The organism is Lentzea sp. NPDC036949, assembly GCF_055608075.1.
In genome coordinates, this window is sequence record NZ_JBVJRA010000007.1 from 426,919 (window position 1) to 448,716 (window position 21,798).

A 21,798-nucleotide genomic window follows, 5' to 3' on the forward strand; every position below is an offset into this window, starting at 1 on the left:
CCGGCCCGCCGGGTCAGATCGACTGGAGGTTCCAGCGCTGGTTGAGCGCGGGGTTGTCCAGGCAGTCCCACATCTGCACGCGGGCCCCGTTGTTCGTGCCACCGCCGAACGTGTCGACGTCGAGGCACTTCTGGTTGAGCGCCGACACGACCTCGTAGTGGCCGGCCCCGTCGAAGCCGAACCCCCACTCCTGGTGCTTCGCCCCGGCGGTGCAGGTGAACTCGATGACGTCGGCGCCGGTGGCCGGGTTGGCGCCGCGGATGTCGAGGCACCTGTTCGTGGAGACGTTCCTGATCCGGTGGTTGCCGTTGGGCAGCGGGTCCAGCACGAAGATCTGGTTCTGCTGCTGGAAGCCCCCGCACGTCGACTGCACGGCGGTGGTGCCGCCGCTGACCTGCAGGCACTTCAGCGTGTGCTGGACCTTGAGCTGGAAGAAGATCGTGCCGGCCGAGGCCGAGGTCGCGAACCCGGTGCAGAGCGCGACGACGGTGGCGAGCAACAAGGTGATCCTGCGCAATTCGGTTTCTCCCCTTGGGTGTTCTTGCGGACACCACCGAGGTTGGCGTGCTCGCCGCGGCACGGCACGGACCTTCCGGCAGGGCGGAAAGTCGGAAAAGCACAGGACAACGCCCGGTGGTGTGTGCTGCACTCGCGCGCGTGCTGAGGATCCGGTTCACGGCCGAGGACCTGCTGCGCACGCGGTTCCTGCCCGCGCCGGCGCCGCTGGTGGAGCTGTCGCTGGCGGCCGGTGCGCTGTGCGGGAACGGCCGCGGCCTGCTGGGGCCGTGGGTCGCCCGGACCCGGAGGGCGCTGCCGCGGGAGGCGCTGCCGCTGCTGGAGCTCGTGTCCGACGCGGGCGCCGTCGAGTACCTGTGGGCGCTCGACCACGACTTCGACACCGCCGTCGACCGGGTGCTGGCCTCGCCACCGGCGTACGTGCGCGAGTCGCTGGCCGCGGTGGGCCGCCCCGGCTCGGCGTGGACGCGCGGCCTGGCCTCGGGCGACCGCTCGGCGCAGGCCGTGCTGGAACGGGCGTTGCGCAGCGCCCGGCCGGTGCTCGACCACCAGCGGGTGCGGGCGGCGTGGCACACGGACGTGGCGCACCGCAGGGAGGTGCTGATGACCGCCGGACTCGGCGCGGCGCTGGAGAGCGTCTTTCCGGCGGCGCGGTGGCACGGTGACGTGCTGGAGGTCCCGCACGCGCGGGAGCTGGCGATCGACCTGGGCGGGGAGGGGGTGGTGCTCCTGCCGACGGCGTTCCGGCTCGGCTCGACCCTGCTGGGCAGCGCCATGCCCGGACAACCGCGGGTGGTCGTCTACCCGGCGCGCGTGCCGATGCCGTTGATCGAGGCCAGCGAGCGGACGCCGGCACTGACCCCGCTGCTCGGCCGGACGCGGACCGCGGTGCTGCGGACGATCACGCACAACCCGTCGAGCACGACCAGCCAGATCGCGGCGGCGCTGGGGATCTCGCCGGGACGGGCCAGCGAGCACGCCGGGGTGCTGCGCGACGCCGGGCTGATCACGAGCCACCGGCACCGCAACACCGTGCGGCACGTGCCGACGCCGCTGGGGCTGGAGATCGGGTGACGTCCGCCCACCTCGCCGTTCCGCCTGCGGCTCCAGTTGAGACGGCCCTCCCGGGGTCGTCGGCGGCCGGCCGGCCGGGCAGGGCCCGGGTTCGTCTACAAGCGACGGTGCCGGACCGGTTTCCCGGTACGGCACCCGCGCGCCTCCGAGAATTCACCGCAGGAGTCGAGAAGGTCTCAACCGGCGCGGCTGGCTTGACAACGAAAGCATCCCGCGCGAATCCTCCGCTCGTGCTGAAGCGACGGAACGTCACGACGAAGTTGATCGGCGTCGGCGCGGTGGTGCTGGCGGTGGCTGCCTGTGGCGCCCCGCCCGCCAAGGAGACGCCGGCCGGTGCTGCCGGAACCGCGAAGTCGGCGAGTGAGCTCGGCGGCATGGACAAGCTGGTCGAGGCGGCCAAGAAGGAGGGCAAGCTCAACGTCATCGCGCTGCCCCCGGACTGGGCGAACTACGGCAAGGTCATCGAGGCGTTCAAGGCGAAGTACGGCATCGAGGTCAAGTCGGACCAGCCGGACGCCTCCAGCCAGGAGGAGATCAACGCCGCCAAGCAGCTCAAGGGCACCGACCGGGCGCCCGACGTGTTCGACCTCGGGCTGAACGTGGCGCTGGCCAACAAGGACCTGTTCGCGCCCTACAAGGTCAGCACCTGGGACGACATCCCCGCCGAGCTCAAGGACGCGGACGGCGCCTACTACGGCGACTACGGCGGCTTCATGTCGATCGGCTACGACGCCGCGAAGGTGCCGGCGCCGGCGAGCGTGAAGGACCTGCTCAAGCCCGAGTACAAGGGCAAGGTCGCGCTCAACGGCAACCCGACGCAGGCCGGTGCCGCGTTCGCCGGTGTCGTGATGGCCGCGCTGGGCAACGGCGGGTCCGCCGACGACATCGCGCCCGGTGTCGAGTTCTTCAAGCAGCTCAAGGCGGCCGGGAACTTCCAGCCGGTCGACCCGTCGCCCGCCACGATCGAGTCCGGTCAGACGCCCGTCGTCATCGACTGGGACTACACCAACGCCGCCCAGACCGACAAGCTCAAGGGCAAGCTCGACTGGAAGGTCGTCGTGCCGGCCGAGGCGCAGATCGGCGGCTACTACAACCAGGCCATCAGCAAGGACGCGCCGCACCCCGCGGCCGCGCGCCTGTGGCAGGAGTTCCTCTACTCCGACGAGGGGCAGAACCTGTACCTGCAGGGCCTGGCCCGGCCGGTGCGCCTCGACAAGATGGGGGACAAGGCGGACAAGGCGGCGAAGGACAAGCTGCCGAAGACCGACGGCAAGCAGGTGTTCCAGACGCAGGCGCAGGCCGACAAGGCCAAGGCCGTCCTGACCGCGACCTGGGCCCAGGCCATCGGATGACCTCCGTCGCTCCCGTAGCGGCGACGCCCGGCGGTTCCACCCGGCAGAAGGGTGGGGCCGCCGGTCGGCCGTCTGCGGCCGCCTGGCTCGTCGCGGTGCCGTTCCTCGCGTTCGTCGGCACGTTCCTCGTCTACCCCACGGTGCTCGTGCTGGTCGGCGCCTTCCAGGACTCGGACGGCGCGTTCACGCTCGGCAACCTCTCCACCCTGTTCACCGGTGTCGTCTTCGACGCGTTCGTGCTCAGCATCGAGCTGTCCGCGCTCACCGCGGTCATCGGCGCGATCTTCGGCGCCCTGCTCACGTGGGCGGTCGCCGTCGGCAACCCCGACGGGATGCTGCGCAGGACCGTCGTGGCCGGGTCCGGTGTGCTCGCCCAGTTCGGTGGCGTGCCGCTGGCGTTCGCGTTCCTCGCGACGATCGGCTTCGAGGGGCTGGTCACGAAGTTCCTGCGCGACAACGCCGGCGTCGACCTGTTCGCCGGCAGCGCGTGGCTGTTCGAGCTGCCCGGTCTGACGCTCGTCTACACGTTCTTTCAGATCCCGCTGATGGTGATCGTGTTCCTGCCCGCCCTGGAGGGCCTGCGCCCGCAGTGGCGGGAGGCCAACGCGAGCCTCGGCGGCACCACCTGGACGTTCTGGCGGCACGTCGGCGGGCCGATCCTCACCCCGCCGTTCCTCGGCGCGCTGCTGTTGTTGTTCGCCAACGCCTTCAGCGCCTACGCCACGGCCGCCGCGCTCGTGTCGCAGGGCAGCCCGATCGTGCCGCTGCAGATCCGCGGGTTCCTCACCGGCGAGGTCGTGCTCGGCCAGGAGAACCTCGGCAAGGCCCTCGGCCTGGGCATGGTCGTCGTGGTCAGCATCGCCATGGGCGTCAACGTGCTGCTGCAGCGGAGGGTGGCCAAGTGGGTTCGCTAGTCAGGCAGCGCGTCCTGCGCACGGTCGTCCTGCTGGTCCTGGGCGTCTACTTCGTCCTGCCGCTGATCGCGATGGCGGAGTTCTCCACCCGCGGTGCCGGCGGCACCCGCAGCCTCGGCTCCTGGACGTCGATCGTCGAGGACGAGGGCCTGATGGCGGCGCTGGGCAACTCGCTGCTGCTGTCGGTCACGTCCGCGGTGCTGATGCTCGTGCTGCTGGTGCCGACGATGGCGTGGATCCGGCTGCGGCTGCCGCAGCTGCAACGGCTCGTGGAGTTCCTCTGCCTGCTGCCGCTCGCGATCCCCGCGATCGTGCTCGTGGTCGGCATGGCGCCGCTGTACGCGTGGGTGAACTACTTCCTCGGCGACTCGGCGCTGACGCTCACGTTCGCGTACACCGTCCTGGTGCTGCCGTTCGCCTACCGGGCGATCGACGCCGGTCTGAGCGCCATCGACCTCAAGACGCTGTCGGAGGCCGCGCGCAGCCTGGGCGCGTCGTGGCTCACGGTGCTGTGGAAGGTCGTCATGCCGAACATCCGCGTCGCGCTCATCGGCGCGTCGCTGCTGAGCGTCGCGTTGGTGCTCGGCGAGTTCACCATCGCGTCGCTGCTGAACTTCGACACGCTGCAGGTGCAGGTCAACCTGCTCGGCAAGCGCAACGCAGGCGTGTCCATCGCGGTGTCGCTGCTGTGCCTGGTCTTCGCGTTCGTCCTTCTGTTCGCACTTTCCTATGTCGGCCAGCGGCGCCGTCAGACCGTGGTCGAGGAGTGAAGATGGGTCATCTGGAACTGAAGGGGCTGCGGAAGTCCTTCGGCGGCAACACGGCGCTGGCCGGTCTCGACCTCGACCTGGCCGAGGGCGAGCTGGTCTCGCTGCTCGGACCGTCGGGCTGCGGCAAGACGACGGCGCTGCGCATCGTCGCGGGTTTCGAGACCGCCGACTCCGGCACGGTCACCGTGGGCGGCAAGGACGTCACGAAGGTCCCGGCCAACAAGCGGGACATGGGCATGGTGTTCCAGGCCTACAGCCTCTTCCCGAACATGACCGCCGCGCAGAACGTCGCGTTCGGGCTGAAGCTGCGCAAGGGCGACACCAAGCGGACCGGTGAGCTGCTGGAGCTGGTCGGCCTGTCGCACCTCGGCGGCCGCTACCCGCACCAGATGTCGGGCGGTCAGCAGCAGCGGGTCGCACTGGCGCGGGCACTCGCGATCCAGCCGCGCGTGCTGCTGCTGGACGAGCCGTTGTCCGCGCTGGACGCCAAGGTCCGCGTGAACCTGCGTGACGAGATCCGGCGCATCCAGACCGAGCTCGGCATGACGACGCTGTTCGTCACGCACGACCAGGAGGAGGCGCTCGCCGTCTCCGACCGCGTCGGCGTCATGTCGCACGGCCGGCTGGAGCAGCTCGACACGCCGTCGGTCGTGTACCGCGAGCCCGCGTCGGCGTTCGTGGCGCAGTTCGTCGGCGTCACGAACTCGGTGGAGGCCAAGGCGCAGGGCCAGACCGTCGTGATCAACGGCGTCACCGTGCCCGTGCCGCACGACCAGCCGTCCGGCAGCGACGTGCGCGTCATCGTGCGCCCGGAGGACATCGGGGTGTCCGAGCAGACCGGCGACACCGGTGGCAAGATCGTGGGCGACGTGCTGACCCAGTCGTTCCTCGGGCCGGTCACGCGGATCTCGGTGAGGGTCGGTGAGCAGGTGCTGCGCGTCGACCAGCCCTCCAACACCGCCTCCGCGTACCAGCCGGGCACACGGGTCGCACTGGACCTCACCGAGTCGAGGATCATGGTGGTGCCCGGATGATCAGGAAGCTCCTCGCGCGCGACACGGCGGAGGCCCACCGGGTCGCGACGCCGTTGGAGCTGTTGTTCGACCTGAGCTTCGTGGTGGCGGTCGCCCAGGCCGCCGCCTCGTTGCACCACGCCGTCTCCGAGAACCACGTCGGTGCCGGTGTCGTGGCGTTCTGCATGGCGTTCTTCGCGCTGTGGCTGCCATGGCTCAACTTCACCTGGTTCGCGAGCGCGTTCGACAACGACGACACGCTCTACCGGATCATCACGATGGTCCAGATCGCTGGCGTGCTCGTGGTCGCCTCGGGCATCCCGGCCGTCTTCGAGCACCAGGACTACCGGGTCGTCGTCGGCGGCTACGTCGTGATCCGCCTCGCGATGGTCGCGCACTGGCTGCGCGCGTCGCGGGACAACCCGGAGCACCGCGCCTGCACCCTCCGGTACGCGGCCGGGATCACCTTCATGCAGGTGCTCTGGGTGCTGTGGGTGCTCGTCGCGCCGCCCGCCCTGCAGATCCCGCTGTGGGTGCTGTTCATGCTCGGCGAGCTGGTGGTGCCGGCCTGGGCGGAACGCGCGTCGGCCACGACCTGGCACCCGCACCACATCGCCGAGCGGCACGGCCTGTTCACGCTGATCGTGCTCGGCGAGTCGATCCTGGCGGCGACCCTCGCGTTCCAGAAGGGCTTCGACAGCGGCGTCAACCTGATCTCGCTGGCCGCGGCGTCGCTGGTCATCGTGTTCTCGGTGTGGTGGCTGTACTTCGAGGCACCGACCAGCCTGCTCGACCTGCGCAGGGCGTTCCTGTGGGGGTACGCGCACCTGTTCGTCCTCGGCTCGGTCGCCGCGCTCGGTGCCGGTCTCGCCGCGAGCGTCGACTACGATCTGCACGTCTCGCACGCACCGGGCACGACGGTGGCGGCGTTCACCACGGTGCCGCTCGCGATCTTCCTGCTGTGCGTCTGGTACGTGCAGGACTGTCCCGGTCAGGACGGCCTCCGCAAGTACCTGCTGCCGGCCGGTGCGGTGGCGGTGCTGGCGGCGACGTTCGGGCCGGCGCCGATCCACGTGACGGCGGGGATCGCGCTGGTGCTGGTGGTGGCGACGAGGGTGGTGGCAGGTTCCGATGACTGATCTCGCGGACTCGATCGAGTCGGTGCGGCAGCTGACCGCGGGCTGGCGGCCCGTGGTGCTCGACCGCGACCCCGCGGCCGACGTGCGGGACCTGCCCGGTGTCGCCGTTCGCTGGGCCGACAGCCGGTTCCCGTTCTGGAACGCCGTCACGCTCACCGAGCCGGGACTGGCCGCCGGGCTGCTCGACCAGCGGCTGCACACGGCGGCGGAGGTCATGCGCTCCAAGCGGCGGCCGGGTTTCCTGTGGCTCTTCGAGGACCTGCTCGACGACGGCGCACGCGCCGCCCTGCTCCCCGCGGCGCAGCGGGCGGGCCTGGAGCGCGCCTTCCCCGGAACGGGCATGGCCGCGGACCTGCCGTCCATCCCCGAGCCGGTGCACCCCGAGCTGACGTTCGCCCGCGTGCGGACCGACGACCAGCTGCTGACCTACGCGGACATCAACTCCGCGGCCTACGGGTTCGCGCCCGAGGACGGCCGCGACGGGCTCGCGGGCTCCGCGCTGTGGAAGAACGACGTCCACGCCTACCTGGCGCTGAACGACGGCGTCGCGGTGGCGTGCGCGGCGTGCGTGGAGGTCGAGGGACGGCTGTTCGTCGTGCTCGTCGCGACCCTGCCCGGGTGGCAGCGCCGGGGCTACGGCGAGGCCGTGACCAGGAAGGCGTTGTACGAGGGCGCCCGTGCCACGGGGATCACCCGCGCGACCCTGCACGCGACCGAGGCCGGTGCGCCGGTGTACCCGCGGATCGGTTTCCGGCCGGGCTCGCGGATTCACTTCTTCGCCCTGCGGGGCTGAGGCGCCGGACTTTCGGCGGGCACCGCTCCCGCGGTCGCGGGTGGTGAAATGATCGTCACCATGACCGGTGTCCGCGAACCCCGTGCAGTCGTCACCGCCGCCGACTGCGCCGATGCCCCCGACGTGCCGGGCCTGCCGGAGCGGGCGGCGCTCAGCCAGGGCGGCGCGCGGTGACGATCTCCGCCGCGGGCTACCGCGACCTCGCCAACCGCGACGTGCTCACCACGGCCGTCGTCACGGTCGCGGCGAAGCTGCCGATGTCGATGACGCCGCTGATGATGGTGTTCCTGACCAGGAACCTGCCCGGCGGCTACGTCCTCGCGGCGTCGCTGACCGCCGTCTACGTGCTCGGCGAGGTCCTCGGCGCCGGGGTGCTCGGCCTGCTGCTCGACCCGTCGCGGATGCGCGGGCAGCTCAGCGCCGGGCTGCTCGTGGGCGCGGGCGCGTTCACGACGCTCGCCCTGACCGGCAACGTGACCGTCATGGTGGTCGCGGCGTTCATCGCGGGCGCCGGGCCGTCGACGACACCGGGCGGGCTGCGGGCGATGCTGCTCGGGCTGGTGCCGGACGCGCTGGTGCCCAAGGCGATGGGCTTCGACGCCATGATCACGCAGGTGGTGTGGGCGGTGGCGCCCGCACTGGTGACGGCACTGGCGCTGGGCGTCGACCGCCGTGCGCCGGTGGTGGTGTCGGTCAGCCTGATCGTCGTCGCGGCGTGGCTGGTGTTCATCCTGCCGCGCGGGCACGTGACGTCCCGGTCGGGCACGGCGAAGGTGCGCGTGGTGGCGTCGGCGTGGCCGATCTACCTGGTGAGCGCGGCGGCGCTGGCGCAGCTGGCGGTCGCGGAGCTGGTGCTGCCGGCGTTGCTGGAGCACCGGGGGATCGGCATCGGCTGGACCGGCCCGCTGCTGACCGGGTTCGCGGCGTGCAGTGCGCTCGGGGCGGTGCTCTACGGGTTGCGGCCGTGGCCGGGATCGCTGCGCACGCAGGGGCTGGTGCTGCTCGTCGTCACGGCGACCTGCGTGGGCGCGGTGGCGTTGTTCCCGAACCTGCCCGGCATCGCGGGCGCGCTGCTCGCGGCGGGGTTGTTCCAGTCCGGTGTGCTCGTGACGCGGAGCCTCGCGTTGCGCGAACGGCTGCCGGTCGGCGCGCACGCGGCCGGGTTCTCGATGATGTACGCGGTGACCGGCGCGGGCTACGGCCTGACCGCCGTGGTGGCCGCGTGGGCGCTGGACGCCGGCTCACCGGTGTGGGCGGTGCTCGGCGGCGTCACCGTCACCCTGGTCCTGACAGCGATCAGCGCGGCTGCCGAACGCCGGCAGCCGCGCTGATCTGGGTGGGAACCCCTACCCGCGGTAGAAGTTGCCCTGGGTCTGCACGTTCAGCTCGTCCGTGCGGAACAGCTTCGCCACGAACGTGCGCGGGTCGCGCATGTCGATGACGTCGAAGCCGCGGCCCATCTCCGAGGAGTAGATGTAGCCGTTGTACCAGTACGTGGACCACGTACCGCCGCCCGCGCCGTTCGGCATCGGGCCGCGCTCGAAGAAGCCGATCTCACGCGGCTTGGTCGAGTCGGTGAAGTCCCACACCGAGATGCCGCCCTGGTACCAGGACTGCACCATGATGTCCTTGCCGGGCACCGGGATCAGCGATCCGTTGTGCGCGACGCAGTTCTCGGTGTCGCCCTGCATGCGCGGGATCTTGTAGTAGGACTTGAAGACCAGCTTGCGGTTCTTGCCCTTGCCCACGATGTCGTAGATGCCGTTGGCACCGCGGTTCGGGCCGATCTTCTCGTTGCACGTCGCGGCGCCACCGCCACCGAGCTCGTCGGTGAAGACGACCTTGGTGCCGCTGTTGTTGAACGTGGCGGAGTGCCAGAACGCGAAGTGCGCGTCGTCCTGGACCCGGTTGATCTCGACCAGCTTCTCCCGGTCGGAGATGTCCCACAGCACGCCGTCACCCATGCACGCGCCGGCCGCGAGGTCGAGCTGCGGGTAGACGGTGATGTCGTGGCAACCGGTGGTGGCCGAGGTGTAGCCGTCCTCGATGGTGCCGGGGACGCCGGGGTTGGCGCCGTCCGGGAACACGACCTGGGCCTTGAGCAGCGCGGCCGCGGCCGGGTTCTTCACCGGGACCTTGACGATCGAGATGAGGTCGTGCGGCGGCTGGCAGTCGGGGAACGTCGCGTTCGGCGAGTAGGACGAGACGTAGAGGTACACGTCCTTCTTGTTCTTGCCCGGCACCATCGTGTGGGTGTGCGAGCCGCACGCGGTCTCGACGGCGGCGACGTAGCGCGGGGCGCTCTTGTCGCTGATGTCGAAGACCTTGATGCCCTCCCACGACTCCTTGATCGTCGCCGACTGGGCGACGCTGGAGCAGGAGTTGTCGCTGCGCGACGAGTCAGTCGACAGGAACAGCAGGTTCCCGTACACCGAGATGTCGTTCTGCGAGCCGGGGCACAGCACCTGCGACTTGATCGTCGGCTTCTTCGGGTTGCGGATGTCGTAGATGACGAAGCCGTTGTAGTTGCCGACGAACGCGTAGTTGTCCTGGAACGCGATGTCGGTCTGCGTCGAGTCGAGCGGAGCCTGCTTGTCCAGGTGGGCGACCGGGACCATGTTGCGGCTGCGGGAGATCTCGTCGACACCGGGGAGGCCGTCGACCGCTTCCGCCTGCGCTTCGAGTTGAGCCTCGGTCAGACCCCTGCCGTCAGCGGGCAGGTCGGGCTCGGCGTACGCGGGCGCGGTCATCGTCGACAGCGTCAGCGCGAGCGCCCCCAGAACCGCCAACGGCGCTCTGCGCCGCCGGGCCGTTGCGCGTGAAGTCACTGCTTTACCCCCTCATCACAGGTTGGTGAGGGGGAGTATGACCCTTCGCCTTGCTAAAGGCCAGCGTCTTTCGGAGGGTTGTGGGGGTGTTCGTCCCCCTCGCGAAAAGCCGGGCAACGCCCGCCGCCGCGGACTGTATTGTCCGGTGCATGCGTTCTGGGCTCGTGGCGATCGTGGCGGCATTCGCCCTGCTGGCAGGCTGTACGTCGGAGCCGGAGCAGGCACCGGTCATCGCGCCGGACACCCCCGGCGGGTCGGCGCCGACCATCGCGGCGTCGGAGGCGACGGCCGCCGTCGTGCCGCCGCCCAACGACGCGGACCGCGAGTACGTGTCGATGATGATCGTGCACCACGAGCAGGCGCTGGCGATGACCAGGTTCGCGCCCGACCGCGCGGAGAACGCGACGGTCAAGGGCCTGGCCGACCGCATCCGGTACAGCCAGGAACCCGAGATCGGTGCCATGAAGCAGTGGCAGCGCACCAACAACATCGTCGGCTCGCACGGCGACCACGGGTCGATGCCCGGCATGGCCACGCAGGACCAGTTGACCGCGCTGGGGGCCGCACGCGGCAAGGACTTCGACCGGATGTTCCTGGAGTTGATGATCAAGCACCACGAGGGTGCGATCAAGATGGCCACCGACGTGCGCGCGGCCGGCCACAACGTCCAGGTCGAGGAGATGGCGGACGACGTGGTGGCCACGCAGTCCGACGAGATCAACCGGATGAGGGCCCTGCTGTCCACCCTGTGAGACGGTGCAGGGCTCGCTGCCCGGTCAGGACGCCTCGGTGCGCTGCCGCGGCAGCACCAGGTCCTCCGCGTGCGTGAACCGCTCGGGCTCGTTGCCCGTCACGAGACGTGCGATCGTGCGGTGGCCCTTGTGCGCCTCGCGGAACGCGTCGGAGGCGACCCAGGCGTGGAAGGCGTCCTCGGACTCGAACTCGTTGACCGAGACGTACGGCTGGTCGTCGCGCACCGGCTTGAGCAGCGTGCTGCGCAGCAGGCCGGGGACTCCGGGCAGGTGGGTGCGCATGGTGCCGCGGAAGTAGCGCTCGAACTCCTCGGACATGTCCGGGTTGACGAACATCCGGTTGGTCGCGATGAACATGCTGGCCTCCCTGATCCCGACGCTCTGTCGGGAACTATTCCAACACCCCGTCGGGAAAGCAAGCGCGATACGATCCACGGGTGCCGAGGATCAGCGCCGACACCGTTGCCGAGCACCGCGCCAACCGGTTGCGCGCCCTGCTGGACGCGGGGCGCGACATCGTGGCGTCCGAGGGCGCCGAGGCGCTGACGCTCGCGTCGCTGGCCAGGCGGGTGGGCCTGTCCCGGCCGAGCCTCTACGAGTACTTCCGCTCACGCGAGGAGCTGGTCGCCGCGATCGTGTCCGACGCGCTGCCCGAGTGGGCGGACAAGCTGGACGACGCGGTCAACAGCGCGGACAGCGTGCCCGCCAAGATCGAGGCGTACGTGCGGACCGAACTCGCGATCATCACCGACGGCAGCCACGGCGCGGTCGTCGCGTTGTCCGCGCACGCGCTGCCGGACGCCTCGCGCGAGCAGATCAGGGCCGAGCACGAACGGCTCCTGGCGCCGCTCGTGTCGGTGTTCAAGACCGCGGGGGTGCAGCGCGCGCAGCTGCGGGCGATGCTGGTGCACGCCATGGTCGAGGCCTCGTCGCGCATGATCACGCCGGGGCGGACCGAGCACAACGAGGCCGTCATCCAGACGTTGCTCGACCAGGCGGTGCACGGGTTGCACCAGCCGCTCAGCTGAACGGCACGACCTCGCCGTACCGCACCAGCTCCCCGTAGTGCGCCGGCTCGACCGGACCCAGCGCCAGGTCGAGCAGCGGTCCGGCGGCCCGGTCCGGGGTGGGTGCGGTGCTGACGTCCCACCACAGCGCGGACGTCGGCGTGTTGATCATCCCGGGGCAGACCGCGGCGACCAGGACCCCGCGCGCCGCATCGGTGTCCCGGCGCAGGGCGGCCAGCGCCCGGACGGCGGCGACCTGGCCGATCTTCGACGGGATGTTGACGAACGCGGGCCACGCGCCGGGACGGCTCGCCTTCACGTCGTCGCGCCACCGGGCGATCTGCGCGTCGACCTCGTCCACTGTGGACGGGTCGGCGAACCGCCCGTGCAGCACGGGTGCCAGGTGGTGGAGGGTGCCGAGCGAGCTGGCGACCACGAGCAGCCGGCCGCCGTCGTTGAGCATCGGCGCGAAGGCGTTCAGCAACCTCGTGGTGCCGAAGTTGTTGACCTGCGTGTACTCGTCGATGATCGCGCGCGGGTCGTCGTCGGGGCCGATGCGCATGACGGCGTTGCCGAAGATGACGTCGATGCCGCCGTGGCGCTCCTGGACGCGTGCCGCGAACCGGTCGATCGGGCCCGCCACGTCGAGCACCTCGCCGCGGACCTCGGCCCCACCCGCGGGGACGGCCGCGACGGCGTCGGCGACCCGCGTGGCGTCGCGGCCGGTCAGGTAGACGGTGTCCCGCGGGGTCAGCCGCCGCGCCAGGCCTTCGGCGAGCGCGCGGCCGAGGCCCTGGGTGGCACCGGTGACGAGGGCGATCATGCCTTCGCCAGCAGGGTCTCGGAGTACGTCCACAGCCGGGCGGCGGCGTCCGGGTCGAGTGCGAAGCGGGCGACCCCGCGCATCGGTGGCGTCTCGTCGCGGTGGTCGGCGACGCGCGTCTCGGCGCAGTCGTCGAAGTAACGGCCGCCGATGCCCTCCAGCAACGGTGAGGTGGCCACGAAGACCGAGGTTGCCGCGCCCTGCTCGACCGTCTTGACGATGGCCGGGTCGACCTCGCTCTGACCGATGTGGCGTTGCAGGCCGGTGAGGACGGCACCGGGCATGACGGCGTTCGCGGTGATGCCGTCGGCCGCCCACCGGCGCGTCGCCTCGACCGCGAACAGGACGTTGGCGGTCTTGCTCTGGCCGTAGGCGCCCCACGGTTCGTAGGGGCGGAACGCGTAGTGGACGTCGTCGAACACCACGGGCGAGAGCATGTGGCCGCGCGAGGTGAGGGAGACGACGCGGGCGCCCCCGGCGGCCCGCAGCGCGCCGTGCAGACCGGTGGCCAGGGCGAAGTGCCCGAGGTGGTTGGTGGCGAACTGCCACTCCCAGCCCTGCTCGGTGTGCCGCTCGGGGCTCGCCATGACACCGGCGTTGTTGACCAGGACGTGCAGCGGTCCGCTCCAGCTCCGCGCGAACTCCTCGACGGACACCAGGTCGGTCAGGTCGAGGCGGGCGACCCCGGCCGCGCCGACCTCCCTGGCGACCCGCTCCCCGGCGGCGACGTTGCGCACCGCGAGGGTCACCTCGGCGCCCGCTCCGGCCAGTGCGCGGGCGGTCTCGACGCCGATGCCGGACGACGCGCCGGTCACGACGACGCGCTTGCCGGTGAGGTCGATCCCGTCGACGACCTCGGCGGCGGTGGTGCTGAACCCGAACTCCGTTTCGATCACGCCCTCGACGCTAGGCTCGGCCCAGCCATGCCGGTAGCGAAAGTTCAGCAGACGGGGTATGCGTAAAAATCATGTCTTTGGCCAATGCGTCGCTGACCGCGCTGAGGGTGTTCCGCGAGGTGGCCGAACGCGGCACGCTGACGGCGGCGGCCACCGCGCTGGGGTACACGCAGTCCGCGGTGTCCCGGCAGATCGCGACCCTGGAGCGGGCGGCCGGTGCCGTGCTGCTGGAACGGCGGCACGACGGCGTGCGGCTCACCGCGGCCGGCCGGGTCGTGCTGCGCCGGGCCGCTGCCGCCCTGGACCAGGTCGACGCGGGTGCGCGCGAGCTGGAGGGCCTGCCGGCCTCCGGCGAGAGCACGGTGCGGCTCGGCTGGTTCGCGACGGCCGGGGCGTGGCTGCTCCCGCGGGCGCTGACGGCGCTGGCGCGCACCCACCCGTCGATCACGGTGGTGACGCGGGAGGGCAGCACGCCCGCGCTGGTGCGCGCGGTGCGGGCGGGCACCCTCGACGTCGCGCTGATCGCCTCGGCGCCGCCGTTCCGGGCCCCGGACGACGAGATCCCCGCGCTGGCCGTCGACACCCTCGTCGAACGCAGCCTGCGGGTCGCCGTCCCGACCACGCACCCGTTGGCGCGCAACGACTTCATCGACGTGGCCGACCTGCGCGGACAGCGCTGGATCTCCGGGCCCGGTGACCCGTCGGTGATGGGCGTGTGGCCGGGGCTGCCCGAACGGCCCGTCGTCGCGCACACCGCCCGCGACTGGCTGGCGAAGCTGCAGCTGGTCGCGGCGGGCCTCGGCATCACGACGGTGCCCGCGTCGCTGGTCCAGGTCGCGCCCGCCGGGGTGCGGGTCCTGCCCGTGCGCGGTGGGTCCGCCGAACAGCGCCGGGTGCTGCTCGCCCGGCTGCCGGGACCGGTGCCGGACCCCGTCGCGCGCCTGGCGGCCGCGGTGCGCACCGCCTTCGTGGAGACCGAGTAGCGCATCGACCGATCGGTTGATGCCGGTGCCGCCCGTCGTTCGATGATCCCCGGCGCACGCTGCCCCATCGTGGTGGCATGGCGATCATCGAAGTGCGCGACATCGGGAAGAGGTACGGGCCGAAGGTCGCGGTGGACTCGGTGTCGTTCTCGGTGGCCGAGGGGGAGATCTTCGGCGTGCTCGGGCCGAACGGCGCGGGCAAGACGACGACGGTCGAGTGCGTGGCCGGGCTGCGGACACCGGACCGGGGGAGCGTGACCGTGCTGGGGCGGCCACCGGCGCACTCGCGTGCGGCGATCGGGGTGCAGCTGCAGGCCTCCGAGCTGCCCGAGCGGATCAGGGTCGGGGAGGCGCTGCGGCTGTTCTCGTCGTTCTACCCGAAGCCGGTCGACTGGTCGGAGCGGCTGGGGCTGACCGAGCACCTGACCGCGGAGTACGGGCGGCTCTCCGGCGGGCTGAAGCAGCGGCTGTCGATCGCGCTGGCGCTCGTCGGCGGGCCGCGGGTGGCGATCCTCGACGAGCTGACCACCGGGCTCGACCCGCAGGCGCGGCGGGACACGTGGTCGGTGATCGAGGACGTGCGCGCCGCCGGCGTGACGGTCCTGCTCGTCACGCACTTCATGGAGGAAGCCGAGCGGTTGTGCGACCGCGTGGCCGTGATCCGCGACGGACGCGTTGCCGCACTGGACACCCCGGCCGGTCTCGTGTCGCGCGTGGACGGTTCGACGCGGGTGCGGTTCGTGCCCTCGGCGCCGGTGGACGTGCCGGCGCTGCTGGCGTTGCCGGACGTGGCCGGGGTGGACCTGGCGGGGGAGCAGGTGGTGGTCACCGGCGGCGAGAACGTGCTGGCGGCCGTGACGTCGTGGCTGGCGCGCAACCAGCTCGTGGCGCGGCGGCTGCGGGTGGACCAGGTGTCGCTGGACGACGCGTACGTGGAGCTGACCGGGGGTCGTGATGATGCGGATCGTTGAGGTCGAGGCGCGGTTGTTCCTGCGGGACCGGCTGAACTCGTTGTTCGCGGTGGTGTTCCCGTCGCTACTGCTGCTCGTGCTGGGGGCGGTTCCGGCGTTGCGGACGCCCGCGCCCGAGTTCGACGGGATGCGGTTCATCGACGCGTACATGTCGTCGTTGGTCGTGTTCACGTTGGCGTTCATCGGGTTGCAGCGCGTGCCCACGGTCGTGGCGACCTATCGGGAGAAAGGCGTGCTGCGGCGGCTGTCCACGACGCCGATGCACCCGGCGCGGTTGCTGGTGGGGCAGCTGGTCGTGAACTCCTGCGCCGCGATCCTGTCGGTGCTGCTCACCATCGTGGTGGGGTACCTGGTGTTCGGCGTGGACCTGCCGCACCACCCGGTGGGCCTGGCGGCGGCGGTGGTGCTGGGTGGCGCGGGCACGTTCGCGCTGGGACTGGTGATCGCCGCACTGGCCCCGAACGCGCGTGCGGCCGGTGGCTGGGCGACGGCGGTGTTCATGCTGCTGATGTTCTTCGGCGGCGTGTACCTGCCGCGGTTCATGCTGCCCCCGGTCGTGCAGGCGATCGGTTCCTTCACACCGCCCGGTGTGGAGGCGTTGCACCAGGCGTGGCTCGGCACCGCGCCGGGGTGGGGGCATTTGGCGATCATGGGGCTCGTGGGCCTCGTGGCGGGTAGCGTCGCGGCCACGACGTTCCGCTGGGAGTAGCTCGTGGACCAGGCCGCGCTGGACAGGTGGGAGCACAGGCTCGCTTCCGTCGCACACGTGATCCCGTACTTCGTGCTGACCGTGACAACCGCGCTGTACGCGATCTTCACCGAGCAGCCGGTGGCGGAGCGCTGGTTCACGTACGGCGTCGTGGCGTTCGGGTACGCGTGGATGCTGTGGTGGTTCACGCTGCACCCGCAGTGGCGCGGCCGGACCGAGCTGATGGCCGTGTTCGTGGCGGGCATGGTCGTCTTCTACGCGGTCCTCGGCATGCGCGAGCACTGGTTCGGCGCCGTGTCGTACGCGGTGTACGTCTTCGCGAGCGAGCTGCTGCGCCCGCGCTGGATGTTCCTCGCGACGGCGGGCACGGCCGTGCTGGCGACCCTGTCGTTGTTCGGCGGCTACCCGCCACCGGAGGCGCGGCCGGCGTTCTGGTTGCTGCTGCTCGTGTTCGTGGTGGTGGCGTCCGTGTTCACGTTCGTCGGCCACGTGACGACCGAGCAGGCCCGGCTGCGCAAGGTGCTCCTCGACGAGAACTCCGGGCTGCAGGCGCAGCTGCTGGTGCAGGCGCACGAGGCCGGCGTGCAGGACGAACGCCAGCGCATGGCCGGCGAGATCCACGACACCCTGGCCCAGGACCTGGCCGGGATCGTCACGCAGCTGTCCGCGGCCACCCCCGCGGACTGGGAACACCGCGTCACGACGGCGGTGTCGCTGGCGCGCTCCGGCCTCGACGAGGCCCGCCGCTCCGTCCACGCCCTGCGCCCGCCCGCGCTGGAGGAGGCCGCCCTGCCGGAGGCGCTGGGCGAGGTCGCGTCCGGCTGGTCGGTCCTGCACGGCGTCCCGGTGGCGGTGACCTGCACCGGTTCCGCCCGCGCCATGCACCCCGAGGTGGAGGTCGCCCTGCTGCGCACCGCCCAGGAAGCCCTCGCCAACGTCGCGAAGCACGCCTCGGCCTCGCGCGTCGGCCTGACCCTGTCGTACATGGAGGACGTGGTGACCCTGGACGTGCGCGACGACGGCATCGGCTTCGACCTCGCGGAGCCCTCCGCGGGGTTCGGCCTGACGGCGATGCGGCACCGGGTGTCGCGGCTGTCGGGCGACCTCGACGTGGAGTCGGAACCGGGTGCCGGTACCGCGATCTCGGCGCGGGTGCCCGCGTGATCCGCCTCGTCATCGTCGACGACCACCCCGTCGTCCGCGACGGGTTGCGCGGCATGCTGGCCTCGCCGTCGTTCGAGGTGGTCGGCGAGGCCGCGTCGGGGGACGAGGCCGTCGCCGTGGTGCGCGCGCTCTCGCCCGACGTGGTGCTGATGGACCTGCGGATGCCCGGTTCCGACGGGCTGTCCGCCATCGAACGCCTCCGCGGCCACCCCTGCCGCATCCTGGTGCTCACCACCTACGACACCGACCGCGACGTGCTGCCCGCCATCAAGGCGGGCGCCACCGGCTACCTGCTCAAGGACACCCCGCGCGACGAGCTGCACCGGGCGGTCGTGGCGGCGTCGGCGGGGGAGGCGGTGCTGTCGCCGGCGGTGGCGACGCGGTTGCTGGGGCAGGTGCGGGAGCCGGCGTCGGAGGCGTTGTCGGCGCGGGAGCTCGACGTGCTGGGCCTGGTCGCGCGCGGGTCGACGAACCGGGCGGTGGCGGCGGCGCTGTTCATCTCCGAGGCGACGGTGAAGACGCACCTGCTGCACGTCTACGCGAAGCTGGGGGTGTCGGACCGCGCGGCCGCTGTCGCCGTGGCGTACGAACGAGGGCTGCTGAGCAGCCGCGGGCGCTGACGCGGCGGCGAGCCGTCGCGGGTGCGGCCGGAAGGAGGTCGAGCGGTGGTGCCGGGTCTGGGTGGTGGTCAGACCCGGTCGAGCAGCGGCGTCGCCGTCCCCCCGCGGCGGGACCACCGTCGGTGGTCCCGCCGCCTGCGGCAACTCCCCCTTGCCACTCCCTCACCCCTCGACGTGTAAGAAGGCCCGCCAGTCGCCGAGATACGAGATGTCCTCGATGTCACCCGATCGGAGCAACGGGTCGACGACCGCGTCGCGCAGCACGGTGGCCAGGGCGGCGCTGCCGTCCTCCAGCTCGATGACGCCGATCTCCAGCTCCGGCGGTTCCGCGGGGACGAGGTGGTCGCGCAGGACCTTCAGCGGCAGGTCGTAGAGCTCACCGACCACCGCCGCCGTGCCCGACTCGTGCATGGCGGGGAACGTCCCCCGCACCGAGAAGTACCGGTACCTCGGGGCACTGCGGGCTCGGCACACCATCGGCGTGCCCTGCAGCTGGGAGTGCAGCGGGCCGCCCCGCATGCCGCCGCCGTTGAGGAAGATCAGTGCCATCTCGCTCCTCGTGGATCGGGGTGGTCAGGTCGGACAGGGGCGCGCCGGTGCCGCCGTGGCGCAGGGCCACCAGCTCGGCCGCGATGGACACCGCGGTCTCGGCCGGGGTGCGGCCGCCCAGGTCGAGACCGACCGGGGACCGCAGGCGGGCCAGCGCCGCGGCGGGAACACCGGCCTCGCGCAGGCGGTCGAGGCGTTCCAGGTGCGTGCGACGGGAACCCAGCGCGCCGACGAACGCGAGCGGGCGGGACAGGGCCTCGGTCAGCACCGGCACGTCGAACTTCGGGTCGTGGGTCAGCACGACCACGGCGGTGGTCGCGTCGGTGCGGGTCGAGGCGAGGTAGCGGTGCGGCCAGTCGACGACGACCTCGTGCGCCGCGGGGAAGCGCTCGGGGGTCGCGAAGACGGGGCGGGCGTCGCACACGGTGACGTGGAAGCCGAGGAACCGGCCGATCTCGGCCACGGCGGCGGCGTGGTCGATGGCGCCGAACACCAGCAGCCGGGGCGGCGGCAGCCAGGTCTCGGTGAACACGCGGTCCTCGAACGAGAACCGCACCGACACCGGCAGGGCGTCCACCGAGGCCCGGAGCGCTGCCCGCAACGACGGGTTGTCGCGCTGCACCAGGACGTCCAGCGAGCCGCCGCACGTCAGACCGGCCGCGAACGCCGTGTCGTCGGAGTACCCGAACGTGGCGAACGCGGGAACGGACGTCCTCAGCACCTCGCACGCCAGCTCGTAGACCTCGGCCTCCACGCAGCCGCCGGACACGCTGCCGGCGACCTCACCGGACGGGCCGACGGCCAGCGCGGCGCCGACCGGACGGGGCGCGCTGCCCCGCACGGCCACCACCGAGGCGACCGCGAACCGGTCCCACGACAGCAAAGTCGAAGCGAGCTCACGCATCGAACCTCCCCACACGGTCGCCCGGCCGCCCGAGCGTCACTTGCCGGTGATCACGTCCACGCCGAAGTACACGGCGAACATCAGCGCGAGACCGGTCATCAGCCAGCCCGGCCAGCGGCCCTTGCAGATGCGCAGCACCACGTAGGACACGAGGCCGGCGCCGATGCCGTTGGTGATCGAGTAGGTGAACGGGATGACCGCGACGGTCAGGAACACCGGGATGGTGAAGTCCGCCTCCTGCCAGGGGATGCGGCGGATCTGGGTCATCATCAGCCCGCCGATCACCACCAGCGCCGGTGCCGCGGCCTGGGCGGGCACCACGGTCGCCAGCGGCGTGAACAGCAGTGCCACCAGGAACAGCCCGCCGGTGACCACCGAGGCCAGGCCGGTCCTGGCGCCTTCGCCGACGCCCGCCGCCGACTCCAGGAACACCGTGTTCGGTGCCGATCCCGTGACACCACCGGCGATCGCGCCGGCGCCGTCGACCACGAGGATCCTGCCCATCCCCTCCACGCGGCCGTCACGGGTGAGGCCCGCCTCGTCCGCCACCGACGTGATGGTGCCCATGGCGTCGAAGAAACCGGACAGCACCAGCGTGAACAGGAAGATCGTCGCCGCGATCACGCCCGCCGACACGAACCCGCCGAACAGGTCGATCCGGCCGAACAGCCCGAAGTCCGGGTGCCCGACGACCGACGAGGGCAGCCTCGGTGTCACGAGTCCCCAGTTCGGCACGGTGAACGCGGAGTTCACGACGACCGCCACGACCGTCGCCACCACGATGCTGATCAGCACCGCGCCGGGCACCCCGCGGGCCATCAGCACGATCATCAGCAGCAGCCCGAGGCAGAAGATCGCGATCGGCCAGCCGCTGAGGTGGCCGTCGACGCCCATCCGCACGGGCACGGTCGAGCCGGCGGCGTCCGGCGTGCGGGTCACGAACCCCGCGGACACCAGTCCCACCAGCGCGATGTAGAGCCCGATGCCCACGGTGATCGCGATCTTCAACGGTTCCGGGATCGCGTTGATGATCCGCTCGCGGACACCGGAGGCCGCCATGACCACGATGCACACGCCCTCCAGCACCACCAGCCCGAAGGCCTGCGCCCACGTCATGGCCGGTGCCATCTGGAACGCCACCACGCCGTTCACGCCGAGGCCGGCCGCGATCGCCAGCGGTGCGTTGCCGACCAGTCCCATGAGGACGGTCATCACACCGGCGGCGAGCGCGGTGGCCGTGGTGATCTCGGCGGTGGTGAGCTTGACGCCGGTGATGTCGGCGGAGGCACCGAGGATCAGCGGGTTGAGCAGGACGATGTACGACATCGCGACGAACGTCGTGATGCCACCGCGGACCTCGCGACTGACCGTGCTGCCGCGTTCGGTGATGCGGAAGAACTGGTCGAAGGCGGACGACTGCCGCGTCCGTAACTGGGTCATGACGGCCTTTCCCATGCCGGTGGGCGCGTTCCAGCGCCGGAACGCAATTGAGCGATGCAAGCTCCGGTCAGCGAATAGCAGGCTTGTGGCCCTGGTGGTCGAGCTCAGTAGTCGATTCGGGTCGCGAGTGACGTCCAGGCGGTGAACGGGGCGGTGTCCTCGCCCGTGGAGATCTGGTGCACCGGCAGGTCCCACTCGTCGCGGGACCTGCTGAACAGCTCGTAGAACTCGCGGTCGTCGAACCCGGCCGCGGCGGCGTCGTCCCGGTCAGCGGCGTACACGACGCGGTCCACGCGGGCCCACAAAGCGGCCGAGAGGCACAGCGGGCACGGCTCGCACGACGAGATCAGCGTGCAGCCGGTGAGCTTGAAGTCGCCGAGCACCCGGCAGGCAGCGCGGATCGCGACGACCTCGGCGTGGGCGGTGGGGTCGAGCGTGGGCGTGACCTGGTTGACGCCGGTGGCGACGACCTGGCCGGCGCGGACGATCATCGCGCCGAACGGGCCACCGCCGGCGGCCACGTTGCGGGTGGCCAGGTCGATGGTGGCGAGCAGATGTGCGTTCACAGCAACGAACTCCAG

At 71.4% G+C, this 21,798-nt stretch carries 25 protein-coding genes; 16 read left to right on the top strand and 9 right to left on the bottom strand.

The window, feature by feature from the left end; translation table 11 throughout:
• Nucleotides 1-13 precede the first annotated feature (13 nt).
• Nucleotides 14-517 (bottom strand): RICIN domain-containing protein, encoded by a 504-nt coding sequence (locus ACZ7CD_RS22380; RefSeq protein WP_360391766.1) that lies wholly within the window; start codon nucleotides 515-517, stop codon nucleotides 14-16.
• Nucleotides 518-657: 140 nt separating this feature from the next.
• Between ACZ7CD_RS22380 and ACZ7CD_RS22385 the strand changes: the two genes are divergently transcribed.
• The 9 genes from ACZ7CD_RS22385 (at nucleotide 658) to ACZ7CD_RS22425 (ending at nucleotide 8,902) form a co-directional block, all read left to right on the top strand.
• Complete coding sequence (locus tag ACZ7CD_RS22385) at nucleotides 658-1,590, top strand: winged helix-turn-helix transcriptional regulator (protein ID WP_360391763.1); 933 nt, start codon at nucleotides 658-660, stop codon at nucleotides 1,588-1,590.
• Nucleotides 1,591-1,820: 230 nt separating this feature from the next.
• A complete protein-coding gene (locus ACZ7CD_RS22390) occupies nucleotides 1,821-2,942 on the top strand; it encodes an ABC transporter substrate-binding protein (protein WP_360391760.1) in 1,122 nt (373 codons plus the stop codon).
• Nucleotides 2,939-3,856: an ABC transporter permease gene (locus tag ACZ7CD_RS22395; protein WP_470379609.1), complete on the top strand. Its 918-nt coding sequence runs from the start codon at nucleotides 2,939-2,941 to the stop codon at nucleotides 3,854-3,856. Before ACZ7CD_RS22390 ends, ACZ7CD_RS22395 begins: the two co-directional genes overlap by 4 nt.
• On the top strand, nucleotides 3,844-4,626 hold the full coding sequence (locus ACZ7CD_RS22400) for an ABC transporter permease (RefSeq protein ID WP_470379610.1): 783 nt from the start codon (nucleotides 3,844-3,846) through the stop codon (nucleotides 4,624-4,626). Before ACZ7CD_RS22395 ends, ACZ7CD_RS22400 begins: the two co-directional genes overlap by 13 nt.
• 2 nt (nucleotides 4,627-4,628) lie before the next feature.
• On the top strand, nucleotides 4,629-5,660 hold the full coding sequence (locus tag ACZ7CD_RS22405; RefSeq protein ID WP_360391751.1) for an ABC transporter ATP-binding protein: 1,032 nt from the start codon (nucleotides 4,629-4,631) through the stop codon (nucleotides 5,658-5,660).
• Complete coding sequence (locus ACZ7CD_RS22410; RefSeq protein WP_470374518.1) at nucleotides 5,657-6,778, top strand: low temperature requirement protein A; 1,122 nt, start codon at nucleotides 5,657-5,659, stop codon at nucleotides 6,776-6,778. Before ACZ7CD_RS22405 ends, ACZ7CD_RS22410 begins: the two co-directional genes overlap by 4 nt.
• Entirely contained in the window at nucleotides 6,771-7,571 is an 801-nt protein-coding gene (locus ACZ7CD_RS22415; protein ID WP_360391745.1) for a GNAT family N-acetyltransferase, read from the top strand. The genes ACZ7CD_RS22410 and ACZ7CD_RS22415 overlap by 8 nt, the downstream gene beginning before the upstream one ends.
• 48 nt (nucleotides 7,572-7,619) lie before the next feature.
• Nucleotides 7,620-7,745, top strand: a complete 126-nt coding sequence (locus ACZ7CD_RS22420) for a hypothetical protein (RefSeq protein WP_360391742.1) — start codon at nucleotides 7,620-7,622, stop codon at nucleotides 7,743-7,745.
• Nucleotides 7,742-8,902, top strand: a complete 1,161-nt coding sequence (locus tag ACZ7CD_RS22425) for an MFS transporter (RefSeq protein ID WP_360391739.1) — start codon at nucleotides 7,742-7,744, stop codon at nucleotides 8,900-8,902. The genes ACZ7CD_RS22420 and ACZ7CD_RS22425 overlap by 4 nt, the downstream gene beginning before the upstream one ends.
• A 15-nt stretch (nucleotides 8,903-8,917) precedes the next feature.
• Here the strand turns inward: ACZ7CD_RS22425 and ACZ7CD_RS22430 are convergent, their stop codons facing one another.
• On the bottom strand, nucleotides 8,918-10,321 hold the full coding sequence (locus ACZ7CD_RS22430; RefSeq protein WP_458434352.1) for an LVIVD repeat-containing protein: 1,404 nt from the start codon (nucleotides 10,319-10,321) through the stop codon (nucleotides 8,918-8,920).
• 227 nt (nucleotides 10,322-10,548) lie between these two features.
• Between ACZ7CD_RS22430 and ACZ7CD_RS22435 the strand changes: the two genes are divergently transcribed.
• On the top strand, nucleotides 10,549-11,151 hold the full coding sequence (locus ACZ7CD_RS22435; protein ID WP_360391736.1) for a DUF305 domain-containing protein: 603 nt from the start codon (nucleotides 10,549-10,551) through the stop codon (nucleotides 11,149-11,151).
• Between the two features lie 24 nt (nucleotides 11,152-11,175).
• Here ACZ7CD_RS22435 and ACZ7CD_RS22440 read toward each other — a convergent pair whose 3' ends face one another.
• Nucleotides 11,176-11,508: an antibiotic biosynthesis monooxygenase family protein gene (locus ACZ7CD_RS22440; RefSeq protein WP_360391734.1), complete on the bottom strand. Its 333-nt coding sequence runs from the start codon at nucleotides 11,506-11,508 to the stop codon at nucleotides 11,176-11,178.
• Nucleotides 11,509-11,588: 80 nt separating this feature from the next.
• On the opposite strand from ACZ7CD_RS22440, the gene ACZ7CD_RS22445 reads away from it, so the two are divergent.
• A complete protein-coding gene (locus tag ACZ7CD_RS22445; protein ID WP_360391732.1) occupies nucleotides 11,589-12,179 on the top strand; it encodes a TetR/AcrR family transcriptional regulator in 591 nt (196 codons plus the stop codon).
• Here the strand turns inward: ACZ7CD_RS22445 and ACZ7CD_RS22450 are convergent.
• Nucleotides 12,172-12,981 carry an SDR family NAD(P)-dependent oxidoreductase gene (locus tag ACZ7CD_RS22450; protein WP_470379611.1) on the bottom strand — a complete coding sequence of 270 codons (810 nt, stop codon included), beginning with the start codon at nucleotides 12,979-12,981 and terminating at the stop codon, nucleotides 12,172-12,174. The two genes, ACZ7CD_RS22445 and ACZ7CD_RS22450, sit on opposite strands and share 8 nt — an antisense overlap.
• Complete coding sequence (locus tag ACZ7CD_RS22455) at nucleotides 12,978-13,877, bottom strand: SDR family NAD(P)-dependent oxidoreductase (protein ID WP_470379612.1); 900 nt, start codon at nucleotides 13,875-13,877, stop codon at nucleotides 12,978-12,980. Before ACZ7CD_RS22455 ends, ACZ7CD_RS22450 begins: the two co-directional genes overlap by 4 nt.
• Nucleotides 13,878-13,948: 71 nt before the next feature.
• Here ACZ7CD_RS22455 and ACZ7CD_RS22460 point away from each other — a divergent pair, with 71 nt between their 5' ends.
• The 5 genes from ACZ7CD_RS22460 (at nucleotide 13,949) to ACZ7CD_RS22480 (ending at nucleotide 18,324) form a co-directional block, all read left to right on the top strand.
• Nucleotides 13,949-14,860, top strand: coding sequence for a LysR family transcriptional regulator (locus tag ACZ7CD_RS22460; RefSeq protein WP_470379613.1), 912 nt, complete (start codon nucleotides 13,949-13,951; stop codon nucleotides 14,858-14,860).
• Between the two features lie 77 nt (nucleotides 14,861-14,937).
• Nucleotides 14,938-15,831, top strand: coding sequence for an ABC transporter ATP-binding protein (locus ACZ7CD_RS22465; protein ID WP_360391722.1), 894 nt, complete (start codon nucleotides 14,938-14,940; stop codon nucleotides 15,829-15,831).
• The gene (locus ACZ7CD_RS22470) at nucleotides 15,818-16,540 is read left to right on the top strand and encodes an ABC transporter permease (protein ID WP_458431143.1); all 723 of its coding nucleotides are present in this window, start codon (nucleotides 15,818-15,820) and stop codon (nucleotides 16,538-16,540) included. Before ACZ7CD_RS22465 ends, ACZ7CD_RS22470 begins: the two co-directional genes overlap by 14 nt.
• Before the next feature lie 3 nt (nucleotides 16,541-16,543).
• Nucleotides 16,544-17,704 (top strand): sensor histidine kinase, encoded by a 1,161-nt coding sequence (locus tag ACZ7CD_RS22475; protein ID WP_360391717.1) that lies wholly within the window; start codon nucleotides 16,544-16,546, stop codon nucleotides 17,702-17,704.
• Nucleotides 17,701-18,324 (top strand): response regulator transcription factor, encoded by a 624-nt coding sequence (locus tag ACZ7CD_RS22480; RefSeq protein ID WP_360391714.1) that lies wholly within the window; start codon nucleotides 17,701-17,703, stop codon nucleotides 18,322-18,324. The genes ACZ7CD_RS22475 and ACZ7CD_RS22480 overlap by 4 nt, the downstream gene beginning before the upstream one ends.
• A gap of 162 nt (nucleotides 18,325-18,486) precedes the next feature.
• On the opposite strand, the gene ACZ7CD_RS22485 is transcribed toward ACZ7CD_RS22480, so the two are convergent.
• From ACZ7CD_RS22485 to ACZ7CD_RS22500, 4 genes are all read right to left on the bottom strand, one after another.
• A complete protein-coding gene (locus tag ACZ7CD_RS22485) occupies nucleotides 18,487-18,816 on the bottom strand; it encodes an allophanate hydrolase-related protein (RefSeq protein WP_458434353.1) in 330 nt (109 codons plus the stop codon).
• Nucleotides 18,701-19,777 (bottom strand): XdhC family protein, encoded by a 1,077-nt coding sequence (locus ACZ7CD_RS22490; RefSeq protein ID WP_470379614.1) that lies wholly within the window; start codon nucleotides 19,775-19,777, stop codon nucleotides 18,701-18,703. Before ACZ7CD_RS22490 ends, ACZ7CD_RS22485 begins: the two co-directional genes overlap by 116 nt.
• Nucleotides 19,778-19,813: 36 nt before the next feature.
• The gene (locus ACZ7CD_RS22495; protein ID WP_470379615.1) at nucleotides 19,814-21,217 is read right to left on the bottom strand and encodes an NCS2 family permease; all 1,404 of its coding nucleotides are present in this window, start codon (nucleotides 21,215-21,217) and stop codon (nucleotides 19,814-19,816) included.
• 104 nt (nucleotides 21,218-21,321) lie between these two features.
• The gene (locus ACZ7CD_RS22500; RefSeq protein WP_360391703.1) at nucleotides 21,322-21,783 is read right to left on the bottom strand and encodes a nucleoside deaminase; all 462 of its coding nucleotides are present in this window, start codon (nucleotides 21,781-21,783) and stop codon (nucleotides 21,322-21,324) included.
• Nucleotides 21,784-21,798 lie beyond the last annotated feature (15 nt).

Coding starts and splice junctions, on each gene's coding strand:
- ACZ7CD_RS22395 (WP_470379609.1), top strand. CDS start 2,939: ATGACCTCCGTCGCTCCCGTAGCGGCGACGCCCGGCGGTTCCACCCGG.
- ACZ7CD_RS22405 (WP_360391751.1), top strand. CDS start 4,629: ATGGGTCATCTGGAACTGAAGGGGCTGCGGAAGTCCTTCGGCGGCAAC.
- ACZ7CD_RS22410 (WP_470374518.1), top strand. CDS start 5,657: ATGATCAGGAAGCTCCTCGCGCGCGACACGGCGGAGGCCCACCGGGTC.
- ACZ7CD_RS22415 (WP_360391745.1), top strand. CDS start 6,771: ATGACTGATCTCGCGGACTCGATCGAGTCGGTGCGGCAGCTGACCGCG.
- ACZ7CD_RS22420 (WP_360391742.1), top strand. CDS start 7,620: ATGATCGTCACCATGACCGGTGTCCGCGAACCCCGTGCAGTCGTCACC.
- ACZ7CD_RS22430 (WP_458434352.1), bottom strand. CDS start 10,321: ATGACCGCGCCCGCGTACGCCGAGCCCGACCTGCCCGCTGACGGCAGG.
- ACZ7CD_RS22435 (WP_360391736.1), top strand. CDS start 10,549: ATGCGTTCTGGGCTCGTGGCGATCGTGGCGGCATTCGCCCTGCTGGCA.
- ACZ7CD_RS22440 (WP_360391734.1), bottom strand. CDS start 11,508: ATGTTCATCGCGACCAACCGGATGTTCGTCAACCCGGACATGTCCGAG.
- ACZ7CD_RS22450 (WP_470379611.1), bottom strand. CDS start 12,981: ATGATCGCCCTCGTCACCGGTGCCACCCAGGGCCTCGGCCGCGCGCTC.
- ACZ7CD_RS22460 (WP_470379613.1), top strand. CDS start 13,949: ATGTCTTTGGCCAATGCGTCGCTGACCGCGCTGAGGGTGTTCCGCGAG.
- ACZ7CD_RS22465 (WP_360391722.1), top strand. CDS start 14,938: ATGGCGATCATCGAAGTGCGCGACATCGGGAAGAGGTACGGGCCGAAG.
- ACZ7CD_RS22470 (WP_458431143.1), top strand. CDS start 15,818: ATGCGGATCGTTGAGGTCGAGGCGCGGTTGTTCCTGCGGGACCGGCTG.
- ACZ7CD_RS22490 (WP_470379614.1), bottom strand. CDS start 19,777: ATGCGTGAGCTCGCTTCGACTTTGCTGTCGTGGGACCGGTTCGCGGTC.
- ACZ7CD_RS22495 (WP_470379615.1), bottom strand. CDS start 21,217: ATGACCCAGTTACGGACGCGGCAGTCGTCCGCCTTCGACCAGTTCTTC.